Origin of the sequence: Streptomyces sp. BK239 (assembly GCF_004217285.1) — a bacterium.
In the GTDB taxonomy this organism is placed as follows: domain Bacteria; phylum Actinomycetota; class Actinomycetes; order Streptomycetales; family Streptomycetaceae; genus Streptomyces.
Genome location: NZ_SHKS01000006.1, coordinates 148,329 through 162,080 on the forward strand (window position 1 = coordinate 148,329; position 13,752 = coordinate 162,080).

General features: G+C 71.8%; 11 protein-coding genes. 4 read left to right on the forward strand and 7 right to left on the reverse strand.

Going from position 1 to position 13,752, the window contains the following annotated elements; translation table 11 throughout:
• Positions 1 to 8 precede the first annotated feature (8 nt).
• Entirely contained in the window at positions 9 to 644 is a 636-nt protein-coding gene (locus tag EV567_RS19960) for an HAD family hydrolase (RefSeq protein WP_130442600.1), read from the forward strand.
• On the opposite strand, the gene EV567_RS19965 is transcribed toward EV567_RS19960, so the two are convergent.
• Complete coding sequence (locus EV567_RS19965) at positions 623 to 925, reverse strand: hypothetical protein (RefSeq protein ID WP_407071605.1); 303 nt, start codon at positions 923 to 925, stop codon at positions 623 to 625. The genes EV567_RS19960 and EV567_RS19965 overlap by 22 nt on opposite strands.
• Positions 926 to 1,142: 217 nt before the next feature.
• On the opposite strand from EV567_RS19965, the gene EV567_RS28410 reads away from it, so the two are divergent.
• Positions 1,143 to 1,526, forward strand: coding sequence for a cold-shock protein (locus EV567_RS28410; RefSeq protein WP_130441994.1), 384 nt, complete (start codon positions 1,143 to 1,145; stop codon positions 1,524 to 1,526).
• Between the two features lie 11 nt (positions 1,527 to 1,537).
• Here the strand turns inward: EV567_RS28410 and EV567_RS19975 are convergent, their stop codons facing one another.
• From EV567_RS19975 to EV567_RS19990, 4 genes are all read right to left on the reverse strand, one after another.
• Entirely contained in the window at positions 1,538 to 2,392 is an 855-nt protein-coding gene (locus tag EV567_RS19975; protein WP_130441996.1) for a 1,4-dihydroxy-6-naphthoate synthase, read from the reverse strand.
• Positions 2,376 to 3,119, reverse strand: coding sequence for a futalosine hydrolase (locus EV567_RS19980; RefSeq protein WP_242620910.1), 744 nt, complete (start codon positions 3,117 to 3,119; stop codon positions 2,376 to 2,378). Before EV567_RS19980 ends, EV567_RS19975 begins: the two co-directional genes overlap by 17 nt.
• Before the next feature lie 26 nt (positions 3,120 to 3,145).
• Positions 3,146 to 3,658, reverse strand: a complete 513-nt coding sequence (locus EV567_RS19985; RefSeq protein ID WP_130442000.1) for a DUF2771 domain-containing protein — start codon at positions 3,656 to 3,658, stop codon at positions 3,146 to 3,148.
• A gap of 96 nt (positions 3,659 to 3,754) precedes the next feature.
• Positions 3,755 to 5,197, reverse strand: coding sequence for an MFS transporter (locus EV567_RS19990; protein WP_130442002.1), 1,443 nt, complete (start codon positions 5,195 to 5,197; stop codon positions 3,755 to 3,757).
• Positions 5,198 to 5,534: 337 nt separating this feature from the next.
• Here EV567_RS19990 and EV567_RS19995 point away from each other — a divergent pair, with 337 nt between their 5' ends.
• Both EV567_RS19995 and EV567_RS20000 read left to right on the forward strand, forming a co-directional pair.
• The gene (locus EV567_RS19995) at positions 5,535 to 6,461 is read left to right on the forward strand and encodes a DUF3027 domain-containing protein (protein WP_130442004.1); all 927 of its coding nucleotides are present in this window, start codon (positions 5,535 to 5,537) and stop codon (positions 6,459 to 6,461) included.
• Between the two features lie 240 nt (positions 6,462 to 6,701).
• The gene (locus EV567_RS20000) at positions 6,702 to 9,827 is read left to right on the forward strand and encodes a sacsin N-terminal ATP-binding-like domain-containing protein (protein WP_130442006.1); all 3,126 of its coding nucleotides are present in this window, start codon (positions 6,702 to 6,704) and stop codon (positions 9,825 to 9,827) included.
• A gap of 98 nt (positions 9,828 to 9,925) precedes the next feature.
• Here the strand turns inward: EV567_RS20000 and EV567_RS20005 are convergent, their stop codons facing one another.
• A complete protein-coding gene (locus tag EV567_RS20005; RefSeq protein ID WP_242620911.1) occupies positions 9,926 to 10,327 on the reverse strand; it encodes a hypothetical protein in 402 nt (133 codons plus the stop codon).
• Between the two features lie 61 nt (positions 10,328 to 10,388).
• Positions 10,389 to 13,751 (reverse strand): hypothetical protein, encoded by a 3,363-nt coding sequence (locus EV567_RS20010; RefSeq protein WP_130442008.1) that lies wholly within the window; start codon positions 13,749 to 13,751, stop codon positions 10,389 to 10,391.
• Position 13,752 lies beyond the last annotated feature (1 nt).

A 13,752-nucleotide genomic window follows, 5' to 3' on the forward strand; every position in this document is an offset into this window, starting at 1 on the left:
CCAGCACAATGGCCTCCATGGCCACCACCCCCACGCTCACGGTCGGCTTCGACCTCGACATGACCCTCATCGACTCGCGCCCCGGCATCCACGCCTGCTACACCGCCCTCTCCGAGCGCACCGGCCGCCCCATAGACGCCGACCTCGTCGTCACCCGTCTCGGCCCGCCGCTCGCCGACGAGCTGGTCAACTGGTTCCCGGCCGACGAGGTCGACGCCGTCGGGAACCTGTACCGCGAGATCTACCCGACCGTGGCCATCGCCCCCACCCTCGCGCTGCCCGGCGCGCGGGAGGCGATCGCGGCGGTGCGCGCCGCCGGAGGGAAGGCAGTCGTCGTCACCGCCAAGTACGAGCCCAACGCCGAGCTGCACCTCGCCCACCTGGGCATCGAGCCCGACGCGGTCGTCGGCGACCTGTGGGCCGAGGAGAAGGCGGCGGCCCTGCGCGAGCACGGCGCGGACGTGTACGTCGGCGACCATGTCGGGGACGTGCGCGGGGCGCGGGCCGCCGAGGCCCTCTCCGTCGCCGTGGCCACCGGCCCGTGCGACGCGCGGGAGCTGACGGACGCTGGCGCGGACGTCGTCCTCGGGGACCTCACGGAGTTCCCCGCCTGGCTGGCCGCCTACCGTCCCGCGCGCGCCTGACGCCGCCCCGCCGCGACCGACCGCAGCACGCCCGCCCCGGTCAGCAAGAAGCCGACGCCCATGAGCATGCTCAGTCCGAACATGAACGTCGGGAAAGGCGTCGTCCCGAGGAACAGCGGGGCCACGGTGACCAGGGTGGCCACGGCGCCGGCGAAGAACACCAGCGCCCCGGCCCGGATCAGCCTGTCGCCGGGCGCGGGGGTCTCACCGCGAGCACCGGAAGCGCCGGAAAGACCGGGAGTGCCGGAAGTGTCTGAAGTCGTCTCGGTCTCGTCACGCACCGCTCCAGGGTAGTCCCGCTCCTCCCGGGGCCGTCCGGCACGAGGGTCACCGCTTCGGCGGAACGTGATCGTCCCGGCGGTTTCGCGACCCCCTTGGCGCACTGTGCTTCGGCTCGTTTTAAGGCGTGCCCGCCTGGAGAGACCCCCGGTAGGGTGTCATGACGGCAGTTCAACCGGCGTCCAGGAGCGCCCGGGACCGATCGAGGGAGCGTGTGCTTTGCCGACTGGCAAGGTCAAGTGGTTCAACAGCGAGAAGGGCTTCGGCTTCCTCTCCCGCGACGACGGCGGCGACGTCTTCGTCCATTCCTCGGTCCTCCCCGCCGGAGTCGAGGCACTGAAGCCGGGACAGCGCGTGGAGTTCGGCGTCGTCGCCGGGCAGCGCGGTGACCAGGCCCTCTCCGTCGTCGTCCTGGACCCGACCCCCTCGGTCGCCGCCGCGACCCGCAAGAAGCCGGACGAACTGGCCTCGATCGTCCAGGATCTGACGACCCTCCTGGAGAACATCACGCCGATGCTGGAGAAGGGCCGCTACCCCGAGAAGACCTCCGGCAAGAAGATCGCCGGCCTGCTCCGCGCCGTCGCCGACCAGCTGGACGTCTGAACCGCGGGGGCTCAGGGGAAAGCGAGCGCGTCCGGGCCGAGGGGCGGCACCAGTCCCTCGGCCGCCGCGCGCGTCAGCAGCCCGCGCACCGCCGCGTAGCCGTCGTCGCCCAGGTCGGCCGTGAACTCGTTGACGTACAGGCCGATGTGCTGGTCGGCGACGGCCGGGTCCATCTCCTGGGCGTGCGCCATGACGTACGGGCGGGAGACCTCCGGCGCGTCCCACGCGGCTCGCACGGAGGTGCGGATCGAGTCGGCGAGCCGGGTCAGCGCGGCCGCTCCCAGCGCGCGCTTGGCGATGATCGCGCCGAGCGGGATGGGCAGGCCCGTCGTGTCCTCCCAGTGCTCGCCCATGTCGGCGAGCTTGTGCAGCCCGTAGTTCCGGTAGGTGAAGCGGGCCTCGTGGATGACCAGTCCCGCGTCCACCTTGCCGTCCCGCACGGCCGGCATGATCTCGTGGAACGGCATGACGACGATCTCGCCGACCCCGCCGGGCACCTGGTCCGCCGCCCACAGCCGGAACAGCAGATAGGCCGTCGACTTCTCGCTCGGCACGGCGACCGTGCGGCCGGCAAGTCCGAGTCCCGGCTCCCGGGTGAGCACCAGCGGCCCGCAGCCCCGGCCCAGCGCGCCCCCGCACGGCAGCAGCGTGTAGGCGTCGAGGACGTACGGCAGCACGGCGTACGACACCTTCAGCACGTCGTGCTCGCCGCGCTCGGCCATGCCGTTGGTGACGTCGATGTCCGCGAACGTCACGTCGAGCGCGGGCGCGCCGGGCACCCGGCCGTGGGCGAGGGCGTCGAAGACGAAGGTGTCGTTCGGGCAGGGCGAGTACGCGATACGCAGCGGGTCACCGGTCGTGGTCATACGCGTTCCAACTCCTGAGGACGGGCGTGAGCTTCCCGAAGGCCCCGGTCAGGGCGGTCAGGGCGTCGCCGATGCGCCAGGCGGCCCGGTCGCGGGGGCCGACGGGGTTGGAGACCGCGCGGATCTCCAGCACCGGCGTGCCGTGCGCGGCGGCGGCCTCGGCGACCCCGAAGCCCTCCATGGCCTCCGCGAGGGCGCGGGGATGGCGGGAGCGCAGGGCGGCGGCGCGGGCGGCGGTGCCGGTCACGGTGGACACCGTGAGGACCGTGCCGGTGCCCGCCCCGACGGCGGCCGCGGCCTGCCGCACGAGGGCGGCGGGCGGCCGGTGGGTGACGGCGCCGAAGCCCAGGTCGGTGACGGGCAGGAAGCCGTCGGCGGTCTCTGCGCCGAGGTCGGCGGCGGTGATCTCGTCGGCGACGACGAGGGAGCCGACGGGCGCGCCGCTCTCGTCCTGCCCGGCCGGGGCTTCCGCTGAGGGCGTGAAGCCGCCGGCGATACCGGCGGAGACGACGAGGCCGTAGGGGGCGTCGCCGAGGGCGGCGGCGGTCAGGGCGCTCGCGGTGGAGGCGGCGGCGAGGGCGGGTCCCACGCCGGCGGCCAGCAGATCCACCGTCAGCGGCCCCGACGTCGTCCTGAGCAGGCTCGCCCCGGGCAGCCGCACCTCGCGCCCCGGCCCGTCGAACGCCTGTGCCACCGCGTCCCGCTCCACGGGGACCGCGGTGGCCACCAGCACGCGCCGCCCGGCGGAAGCGATCAGTCGTCCTTCTTCAGCTTGAACGACCACAGCCCGGTGACCGCCTGGCTCTCCTTCTTGCCGTCCCCCGCCTTGATGGAGACGAGCGTGGAGTCGCCCTGCGCGCCGTACTGGGCGTTGAAGAAGACGCTGCCGGGGATCGTGCGGTACGTCTTGTCGGTGTCCTCGACGAGCGGCTGACCGTTCATCAGGATCGTCCAGCGCTTCTCGGCGACGTCGGGGTCGACGCCGAAGCGCACCGTCTCGTCCGGGTCGACCTTGATCGACTTGATGTCCGTGTCCTTCAGGCACGCCGTGAGCGCCTCGGTGGTCAGGGTCTTGCCCTCACCGCCGCAGGTGGCCTCCTCGCTGACCGAGGACTGGCCGACGGTGATCGTGGACAGCGGGGTCGGCTTGTCGCAGGCCGACAGGACGAGCAGTCCGGCACAAACGGCGCCGGCGGCGGCGACGGCGCGGCGGCGTCGCACAACGCCGTGGACATCAGCGGCTCCGCCGCGGGGCATCGTGGTCATGGCGGAAGGCTATCTGGCAGGCCCCGAGGTCTCTCTACGTGGGGTACGGCGTGCCCGCGTGTCAGGGTCGTGCGGGGTACGGCGCGTCAGGGTCGTTCACGCCACGCGCGCGCGTGGGCCCGCGCCGTGGCGCGAGGAGACGAGCAGGCCGCGGACCGTGGTGACCCAGCCGAGGGCGACCACCGCGGCCGCCACCGACAGGCCCAGCGTGCCGTTCAGCGGCATCACGATGCCGACCGCGCCGCCGAACACCCACGACATCTGCAGCAGCGTCTCCGAACGCGCGAACGCCGACGTGCGCACCAGCTCCGGCACGTCCCGCTGGATCAGCGCGTCCAGGGACAGCTTCGCCAGCGCCTGCGAGAAGCCCGCCACCGCCGCCAGACACGCCACCAGGAACGCCCCGAAGAACACCGCCGTCGTGATCGCCGCGCCGAGGACGACCGCCACCACCGTCACGATGATCAGCTCCGGCGCCCGGGACCGCAGCCACGCCCCCATCGCCGTCCCGAGCGCGTTGCCCGCGCCCGCCGCGACGGCCACCATGCCGAGCGACACCGCCGCGCTCTGCCCGGTCAGCGGGTGCTCGCGCAGCAGGAACGCCAGGAAGAACGTCAGGAACCCCGACAGCCAGCGCAGCGCGGTGTTCGCGCCCAGCGCGTGCGTGACGGCGATGCCGACGGTCCTCAGGCCCGGCCGCTTCACCGGCTGCCGGTGCGGGCCGTGCAGATGCTGCTCGTCCGCCGCGAGCAGGGCGGTGTCCTCGCCCTTCGCCGAGTCCACCTTCGGCGGCAGGGAGAACGACAGGAACGTCCCCACGACGAAGATGACGAACGCGCCGTAGAGCGGATAGCGCGGGCCGAGCGCCTGCAGCCCGGCGCCGACCGGCGCGGCGACCCCGGTGGCGAGGAGCCCGCCCAGCGTGACGCGCGAATTGGCCTTCACCAGGGAGAAACGCGGTGGCAGCAGACGCGGCACGACGGCGCTTCTGACCACGCCGTACGCCTTCGACGCGACGAGCACGCCCAGGGCGGCCGGGTACATCTCGATGCTGCCGGTGACGACGGCGCCCGACAGCACCAGCGCGAGCAGCGCCCGCGCGCCCATCGCACCGGCCATGGCGGCCCGGCGGCCGTGCGGCACCTTGTCCAGGAGGGGGCCGATCACCGGCGCGAGCACCGTGAACGGCGCCATGGTGATGGCGAGGTAGAGCGCCACGCGGCCGCGGGCCTCGTCGGTCGGCACCGAGAAGAAGACCGTCGACGCGAGCGCGATGGTGATCATGACGTCGCCGGCGCCGTTCACGCCGTGCAGTTCGATCAGCTTGCCGAGGCCGGACTCGCCGGCGCCGTGCGCGTGGGTGGCCTTGCGGATGCCACGCGCGGTGCCGGTGAACGGCAGGTGCAGGGCACGGCCCACCGCGCGGACGGACCCTCCGACCCGGCCCGAACCGCTCACCCGACTCTCCTCCTCGAACCCCTTGTGCCCCTCGGCCCCGCCCGTCCCGGCGGCGTCAGGGGGCGTCCTCGCCGTTGCCACCCCGTCATAGTGCCCCGAGATGGGCGGACGTAGTGCGGATACCGCGCGTATGGGCGTGCGGGGGGCGGGGTGGCGGAGCGGGCCCGCGGGCGTCGTAGGGTGGGAAACGTCCCGTCGGTGTAGGCCGAGCGGCGGTGAACAGGTAGCGTGCGTAGCGCGCCGTGGCGATTGTTCTCGGCCGCGCGCCTCCCGGCCATCCCGCAGAATGGATGACAGCAGGTGCGTCCGAGCGCGATCGGGCGCGGACGTCGACGCGGCCCTCAGGTCCGCTCCGTCCGCACCCGCCCGCCTTCAGGCCGGCGCACTCGAGAGACGGCGTAGGAGAGAAGCGATACCTGTGAGCGCAGCGACCACGCGAAGCCGCATCCCCGACCGCCTGTGCGCCGAGGCCGTCGACCTCGCCCGCGCCGCGGCGGAGGAGGCCGCCGCCCCCGGCGTCGTCGGGGAGCACGTAGGGGTGGTCTCCGACGGGGACCGCGTGGTCACGCACTTCTTCGAGTGCAAGGAGCTCGGGTACCGCGGCTGGCGCTGGGCGGCGACGGTAGCGCGGGCCTCCCGCGCGAAGACCGTCACCCTCGACGAGGTGGTGCTGCTGCCCGGCCCGGACGCGGTCCTGGCCCCCGAGTGGGTCCCGTGGAGCGAGCGCCTGCGCCCCGGCGACATGGGCCCCGGCGACCTTCTGCCCACCGACGCCGAGGACCTGCGCCTCGAGCCCGGCTTCACCGGCGAGGACGCCTTGCCGCCGAACTCGGCCCTCTCCCACGAGATGGCGGAGCTGGTCGAGGCGGAGGACGCCGAGGTGACGGAGGAACCGCCCGCGCGGCTGCCGTCCGCCCCCGCGCGCGGCTCCATCCCCGCCGTCGCCGAGGAACTCGGCATGCGCCGGGCCCGGGTCCTCTCCCGCTACGGCCTCCACGCCGCCGCCGACCGCTGGGAGGAGGCCTACGGCTCCAAGACGCCCATGGCCCAGGCGGCCCCCGCCTCCTGCGTCAGCTGCGGTTTCCTCACCCCCATCGGCGGCTCCCTCGGCCAGGCCTTCGGCGTCTGCGCCAACGAGTTCTCCCCGGCGGACGGCCGCGTGGTGTCGCTGGCGTACGGCTGCGGCGGCCACTCCGAGGCCGCGGTCATGCCGAAGCCCCCGCGGCCGGCCCCGCCGGTCATCGACGAGACGCGGGTGGACCCCTTCCCGCTGCGCCCGTCCGCCGACTCTGGTTCGGTGCCGGCGACGACGGACGAGGAGTCGGCGGAGCTGGGGCACTCGTAGTGCTCGTGCGCTCGTCTCGTGCGCTTGTTTCGTGCGCTTGTGAAGTCTCCTTTGACCTCTGGGAGTTGAGGGGCGGGCCGGGCAACTCCGGGATCATGTGCCGGTGCGCGTCGGCGGCGGCGCCGCTTCGGCTTGGCCTTCCGGCGGCAGCGGCCGTCCCCGTCCCGTACTCCTCCGGAAGCTGACCCCCTTCCTCGCGCGATACCTTCTCCTCACGCAGACGACGAGAGGGAAACCGACGTGAGCAAGTTCGTGCGGCCGGCACCCGAGGGAGCGGACCCCTTCGGCACGGCCCGTCTGCGCCGCGGTGTCCTGGACGCCTGGGCGACCAGTCCCGCCCGTTTCCGGGAGGACGCCAACGCCGAGGAGGACCTCGTCCTCGGCGGCTACCGGGACCGCCTCGTCGTCGAGCTGGCGCAGAACGCGGCCGACGCGGCGGCGCGGGCCGGCGTCCCCGGCCGGCTGCGCCTCACCCTCCGCGAGGGCGTCCTCGTCGCCGCGAACACCGGCGCCCCGCTGGACGCGGCCGGCGTCGAGTCGCTCGCCACGCTCCGCGCCTCGGCGAAGCGGGACACACGGCAGTCGGCGGTGGGCCGGTTCGGCGTCGGCTTCGCCGCCGTGCTCGCCGTCACCGACGAGCCCGCCGTCGTCGGCCGGCACGGCGGGGTGCGCTGGTCGCTCGCGGAGGCCCGCGACCTGGCCTCGGACACCGCCCGCCACAGCCCCGGCCTCGGCGACGAGATCCGCCGCCGCGACGGCCACGTCCCGCTGCTGAGGATGCCGTTCGCCGCCGAGGGCACCGCGCCCGACCCGTACGACACGGCCGTCATCCTGCCCCTGCGCGACCCGGCCGCCGCCGACCTCGCCGAGCGGCTCCTGACCGCCGTGGACGACGCGCTGCTCCTCGCCCTGCCCGGCCTGCACGAGGTCGTCGTCGAGGTGCACGACCAGGAGCCGCGCACCCTGCGCCGCGCGGCCGACGGCGAGCTGACCGTCGTCGAGGACTCCCGCGACGGGAGCACCCGCTGGCGGATCGCCGCAGCCGACGGCCCGCTCACGCCGGACCTGCTGGCCGACCGTCCGGTGGAGGAACGGCTGCGGCCGTACTGGTCGGTGACCTGGGCCGTCCCCGTCGACGGCGACGGCGCACCCGCGCGGCCCCGCACCGGCCCCGTGGTGCACGCGCCCACCCCCAGCGACGAACCCCTCGGCGTGCCCGCGCTGCTCATCGCCTCGCTGCCGCTGGACACGACCCGTCGGCACGCCGCGCCCGGCCCGCTGACCGACTTCCTCGTCCAGCGCGCCGCCGACGCCTACGCCGGGCTGCTCGCCGCGTGGCGGCCGGTGGGCGCGGGGATCATCGACCTGGTGCCGGGCCCGCTCGGCAAGGGCGAACTGGACGGCGCCCTGCGCCAGGCGATCCTGGAGCGGCTCCCGCGCACCGCCTTCCTGCCGCCCGCGGTCCCGCCGGCGCCGGAGGACGAGCTTCCGCCGGCGCTGCGTCCACGGGACGCGGAGATCGTGGAGGGCGCAGGCGCGGACACCGTGCGCGTGCTGGCGGAGGTCCTGCCCACGCTGCTGCCGGCCGGCCTGGAACGGCGGGTCGAGCTGCGCACCCTCGGCGTGCCCCGCATCCCGCTGGCCGACGCGATCGACCGGCTGGCGGGACTTGAGAAGGACCCGCACTGGTGGCACCGGCTCTACGACAGCCTCGCGGGCGTCGACCCGGACCGGCTGACCGGCCTGCCCGTGCCGCTGGCCGACCGGCGCACGACCATCGGACCCCGCCAGGTCCTGCTGCCCACCGCGGACACGACCGGCGTCGACGCGGACGTCCTGGCCCGCCTCGGCCTCAAGGTCGCCCACCCCGACGCCGCGCACCCGCTCCTCGAGAAGCTCGGCGCGCTGCCCGCGACGCCGCGCGCGGTCCTCACCACCCCGCAGGTGCGGGCGGCCGTCGCCGCGTCCCTGGACGACGACGGCGGAGCCTTCTACGACGACCAGGACGCCCCGGACGCCGAGGAACTCGCCGACACCGTCCTGGCGTTGGTCCGGGACGCGGACCTCGCGCCCGGCGACGAACCCTGGCTGGGCGCGCTCGCCCTGCCCGACGAGGACGGCGAGCTCGCCCCCGCCGGTGAACTCGTCCTGCCCGGCAGCCCGTTCGCATCCGTCATCCGCGAGGACGAACTCGGCATGGTGGACGCCGAGTTGGCGGAGAAATGGGGCGAACAACCGCTGGCGGCTTGCGGGGTGCTGGCTGGCTTCGCACTCGTGCGCGCCACGGACGTCGTCCTCGACCCGGACGAACTGGAGCCCCGCGAGGGCGACTTCCCCGAGCCGGACGACGCGGGGCTGCTGGACGCGGTGGACGTGTGGTGCGAGGACGTCCTCGACCGGTTCCCCGACGTGCCGGTGCCGCCCGTCGCCACCGAGCTCGTCGCCGTCCGCGACCTGGACCTCGTCGACGACGACAAGTGGCCCGAGGCCCTCGCCCTGCTCGCCCGGCCGCCCCTGCGCGACGCCCTCACCCAGCCGGTCCGCGTCCTCCTGCACGACGGCACCCACGAGGTCGTACGCCCGTACACGGCGTGGTGGCTGCGCGGGAACCCGGTGCTCGACGGCCGCCGCCCCGCGGGCCTGCTGGCCGCGGGCGGCGACCCGCTGCTCCACGGCCTCTACGACGAGGCGGACGCGACCGGCTTCGACGACGAGCAGGTGCTGCGCGCGCTCGGCGTCCGCACGTCGGTGTCCGCGCTCCTCGACGAGCCGGGCGGCGCTGCCGAACTCCTGGACCGCCTGGCGGACCCGGACCGCGAGGTATCCGCGACCCAACTGCACGGCCTGTACACGGCGTTGGCGGACCTCGACCCCGAGCAGGTCACCCTCCCCGACGACCTGCGAGCCGTCGTCGACGGCGAGATGAGGATCGTGGACGCGACCGAGGCGATGGTGGTCGACTCACCCGACCTCCTCCCCTTCACCCAGGGCATCCCCCTGCTCCCCGTACGCCCGTCCCGTGCGGCCGAGTTGGCGGAACTCTTCCAGGTCCGCCGCCTCAGCGAGTCCGTGACGGCCGCGATCGACTCCGAGGGCACGGAACACGAAGTCCCGGACTCGGTGCGGACCCTGCTCGGCCCGAGCACACCCCACTCGTACGTCGAACACGAGGAACTGATCGTCGACGGCGTGGAGATCGACTGGCGCCTGACCCCCGACGGAGTGCTCCATGCCGCCACCCTGGAAGGAGTAGCCGCCGGCCTGGCCTGGTCCACAACCCAATGGCCCCGCCGCTTCGAGGTGGCAGCCCTCCTGGAAGACCCGTCCCGCACGGAGGAACTGGCCAGGGACCGCTGGTTCGACTGACAAAAATGGGGCCGTCCCGTCGGGCGGCCCCATTTTTGTCAGTCTGCTTCGGTTTCGATCGCTGTGGAGCCCGGTATCCCGGGCTCCACAGCGATTGTTCAGCTGGCCAAAATGAACGCCAGGAAGCACATGACGATGACAGAAGAGAGCGTGAATATTTGATATTTACGGGGATATTGATACTGTTCTCTTTTGATCCCGTTTCGAAATTCTTCGCTGTACTGGAGGAGGATTTTTCGATATGGCAGAAACCCAATCGCCAGCCCCGTCCATGCGAACGAGTACAGGATCAGCATTTGATGGGCGTTCCAGTGCTGCCATTGAGCTTTGCCGACCGCGATCATGCCGAGGCAGGAGGCGATGGAGAGGGCGAAGAACATCAATGTCAACTTGCGCACCTTCATCCATCTGTCCACTGCAAGGCACAGCAGCAAAGTTGCGAAAGTGGCCATCATGATCAGGTAAATCAGGGGAAGCCGGGCAAGCACAAGAGGTCCCATCGGTAGTCAGGGGGCCGCCGGCCGGCCGGCGGCCCCCTGCAGCACTGGCGTCTTCAAGTGTTCAGAATAGAGATCCGAGCAGACCGGTGACGGGTGATATGAGATCGTGCCCGAACTGCGTGATCTTGGTAGCCACCTTCGTGCCGCCGAGGGCGCCGATCCATTTTGACTGGCCGAAGGTAAACACACCCAGAGCGGTGCTAGCCACGGAGCTCTTGAACTCGCTGCTGCCCCATCCGTAGCCGATCCCGGTGAAGAGGGTGTTCAGACCCGCGAAGCCCAGCGAGGCGTAGGCGAAGCCTGCCGCAAAACCTTCTACGAACGGCACGGCGGGCGGGAAGACCACGCCGGCGCCCAAGCCGCTGACGCCGAGAATGGCAGACATGAAACCGGTGCCGATGCTCAGCCAGTTGGTGGCGTTAGCGAGCCACCTCGCGTCTTCCTGCCACCAGGGAAGACCGCCCTGTACGCTGTCGTTGTCAGGAGTGTCGGCCGGGTTCGTTCCGCCTGCCTTGGCCTTGCGTGCCTCCTCAGCTGCTTTTTTGGCTGCTTCTGCGAGTTCGGCTGTCCGCTTGGCGGAAGCGATCTGCTGAGCTTGGCTTGCGGCGGCTGAAGCCGCTCGCGCGTCTTGGCCGGCTTGGATGGCAGAGGCGCGGGCGGCTGCTGCGGACGCTTGAGCGAAGTTCGCGGAGGCGACGGCGCTGCGGGCGGACTCCAGAGCACGATTGGCGGAGTAGTTCGCCGAACGCGCGGCCGTGCGCGCAGTGCTGGCCGCTTGTTTGGCTCTGTCCGCGGAGGCTTGTGCATTTTTGGCGGCCTGCTCGGCGGCGTCCGCGTTCGCCTTTGCCTGCGTCGCGTAGACAGCGGCCTGATCGGCTGCCTGCTTTGCTTTGTTGGCCCACTGCAGCGCTTCGGATGCTGCGTTACGGGCCTTGGCCGCTGCTTCCTGGGCGCGGGCCGCGTCTTCCTGGGCCTTGTTTGCGATCTTCGCGGCAGCGGCGATTGCGCCCTGCATGGCGGCGATATGTGTGGCCGAGTCGTAGTCGAGTTGTGCGGTCTTGTATTGCACCGAGGCGATGAAGTTGCGGCGCATCCACGCCGGGCCCTCCAAGGCGGCCTCGGCGTGGGCTTTGGTGTAGGGGCCTGCGGTGGCCAGGATGGTGGCGGTGGCGACCGCGTCATCCTCCCGCTGTGCTGCTTCGCCGGTGACGGTGAGGAAGCGGTACATGGCTTCCGCTGTTCCTGCGTTCAGCGCTTCGGTCGCCGCCTTCCTCACCGCGGTGCCGGGGTTGTTACTCAGGAAGCGGGCCACGGCGACGCGATTGTCCTCCGCGGCGGCGCCGATGACACCACTGCTGAGGAACTTCGTTGCGGCCTCTGGATCGCTGTCCTGCAGCACCGTAGTCGCGGCATCTGCGACGTTGGGGGTGGAGACTCGAGCCAGAAACAGCGCGGTCTCGCGATCGTCCTGCCGCTGGGCGAGCAGTCGGTCGGCGTCGATCCAGGCGTGAACGTCCGAATCAGACCCCGACAGAGCGAAGCGCGCAGCCTCACGCGACCACGTGCCGTGGGAGTTCATGACAGCGATGGCTGCCTTGCGCCCGAGGAGCGCGGCAACGGATTCGTTTCCCGCCTTGAGCGCTGACTCGGCCTTGGCGATGAGGTCCTTCGTGGCCTGGTCGGCTTGTTCTGCCTGTGTCCGCTTCTGAGCGAGTCCTGCCTTCTCCTGCTGTTCGATCTGCGCCAGCAGGCGCATTTCCTCGACCGCTTGCTTCCGGTCCTCGTCCAGGCGCTGCCATTCAGCCTCGCGTGCCTTCTTCTCCACGTCGATGGCCTGGGTGACAGCGTTGGTGGCGGTGTTCGCAGCCTTGGTGGCTTCATTGGCGAACTCAGTGGACTTCTTCGCGTACTCAACGGCCTGTCCCGCATACTGGGCAGCCCACTCGGCAGCGTCCGCAGCCTTGTCTGCGTGAGTCGCGGCACTGTTGGCGGCGTCTCGTGCGGTACGGGCGGCGACTGCCGCACTGTTCGCCAGCGCCTGCGCAGTGCCGGCGGCGTTGGTGGCGATCTGCGCGTTGGCGGCAGCGATCTGTGCCTGCTTGGAGGCTTCCGCGGCCTCGGCCTGCGCCTTGCCGGCGGCGCTGGCTGCCGCAGCGGATGATGTCGCGGCAGCGGCGGCGTTACGCGCCGCGGATGCGGCCGCTGACCCGGCGCTCGCGGCCTGGGCTGAGGCACCGGCCGCGTAGTCGGCGGCAGTCGCTGCACTTCGGGCCTTGGCGGCAGCGTTGCGTGCGGCTACGGCGGCAGTCTTGGCGGCGGATGCTTGCGAAGCATCCTTGGATGCGGCGATCGCAGCGTTGTAGGCCCGGGCGGCAGCGGAGCCGGCGCTTGCGGCAGCCTGGCTTGCTGCGCTGGCGGCATAGGCGGCACGGCGCGACGCCTGGACCGCGGCGTGGGAAGCACGGATGGCGACTCGGGCCGAGTCCGCCGCGCCCTGCGCGGCCTCGGCAGCCTTGCGCGCTGCTGCACCGGATTTGATGACGTCGTCTTGCGCGGCCTGGGCCTCGGCCGCGGCCTTCTCTGCCGCCTCCTTGGCCTTGGCGGCGGCCTCGACAGCGCGAGCAGCGGCCTCTTCGGCCTGCTTCGTCTTCGCATCTGCCTTCTTGCCTTCGCGCTGGACGACCGCGACCAGCTCCTCGATCGTCATGGCCTCCTGGTCTCGGGCACGCGCGATGTGCTGACCGATCTCCAGAAACCATTCGATGTCGTCGGCGGTGCCGGATAACGCACGGGATGCGTACTTCTGAACCTCAGGACCAGCCTGTGTCAGAAGCTTGGAGGTCTCGAAGCGCATGTCTTCCAGGCGAGCGGTGTACTGGCCCTGCGTCAGGAACTGTTCTAACGCCGTGCGGGTCCCCGCGTTCAGGGCTGCGTTGCCCTCGCGACGCACGGCCTTGTCACCCGCGGCCATCACCGTCGCAGTGGCCACCCGCAGGTCCTCCATGAGGCCAGTCTTGAAACCGCCCTTCAGATAGTCGGCGATGGAGGCGTCGCCGCCCTCGAGCGCGGCGACGGCATCGCGACGACTGCCCTTTCCGGCACCTGCAAGGGACGTGGCGAGTGCGACACGGTTGTCCTCTGCGGTGGCCCTACGAAGCTCCACAGCCAAGAACGTCTGGACGTCGGTATCCGAACCGGTCAGCGCCAACTCCGCAGCAGCACGGACGGCTTTGCCGCCCAGCAGCCATGCATGGACGACCCGAGCGCGGTCGGTGTCAGGCAAATTGAACGGGTCGCCGTCGGGCGGCGCTGTATCGGCTAAGGCCAGGGAGGGACTGAGCACAAGGCTCGAAGTAGCAGCTAGTGCTGTGGTGGCCGCGAGGGCACCGAGAACGCGCCGTCTGCTCCAGTAGGTGGTCTCCAAG

Excerpts from the sequence above, each read along its gene's own strand:
- EV567_RS19960 (WP_130442600.1), top strand. The coding sequence starts at position 9 with ATGGCCTCCATGGCCACCACCCCCACGCTCACGGTCGGCTTCGACCTC.
- EV567_RS19975 (WP_130441996.1), bottom strand. The coding sequence starts at position 2,392 with ATGACCACGACCGGTGACCCGCTGCGTATCGCGTACTCGCCCTGCCCG.
- EV567_RS19985 (WP_130442000.1), bottom strand. The coding sequence starts at position 3,658 with ATGACCACGATGCCCCGCGGCGGAGCCGCTGATGTCCACGGCGTTGTG.
- EV567_RS20005 (WP_242620911.1), bottom strand. The coding sequence starts at position 10,327 with ATGGGACCTCTTGTGCTTGCCCGGCTTCCCCTGATTTACCTGATCATG.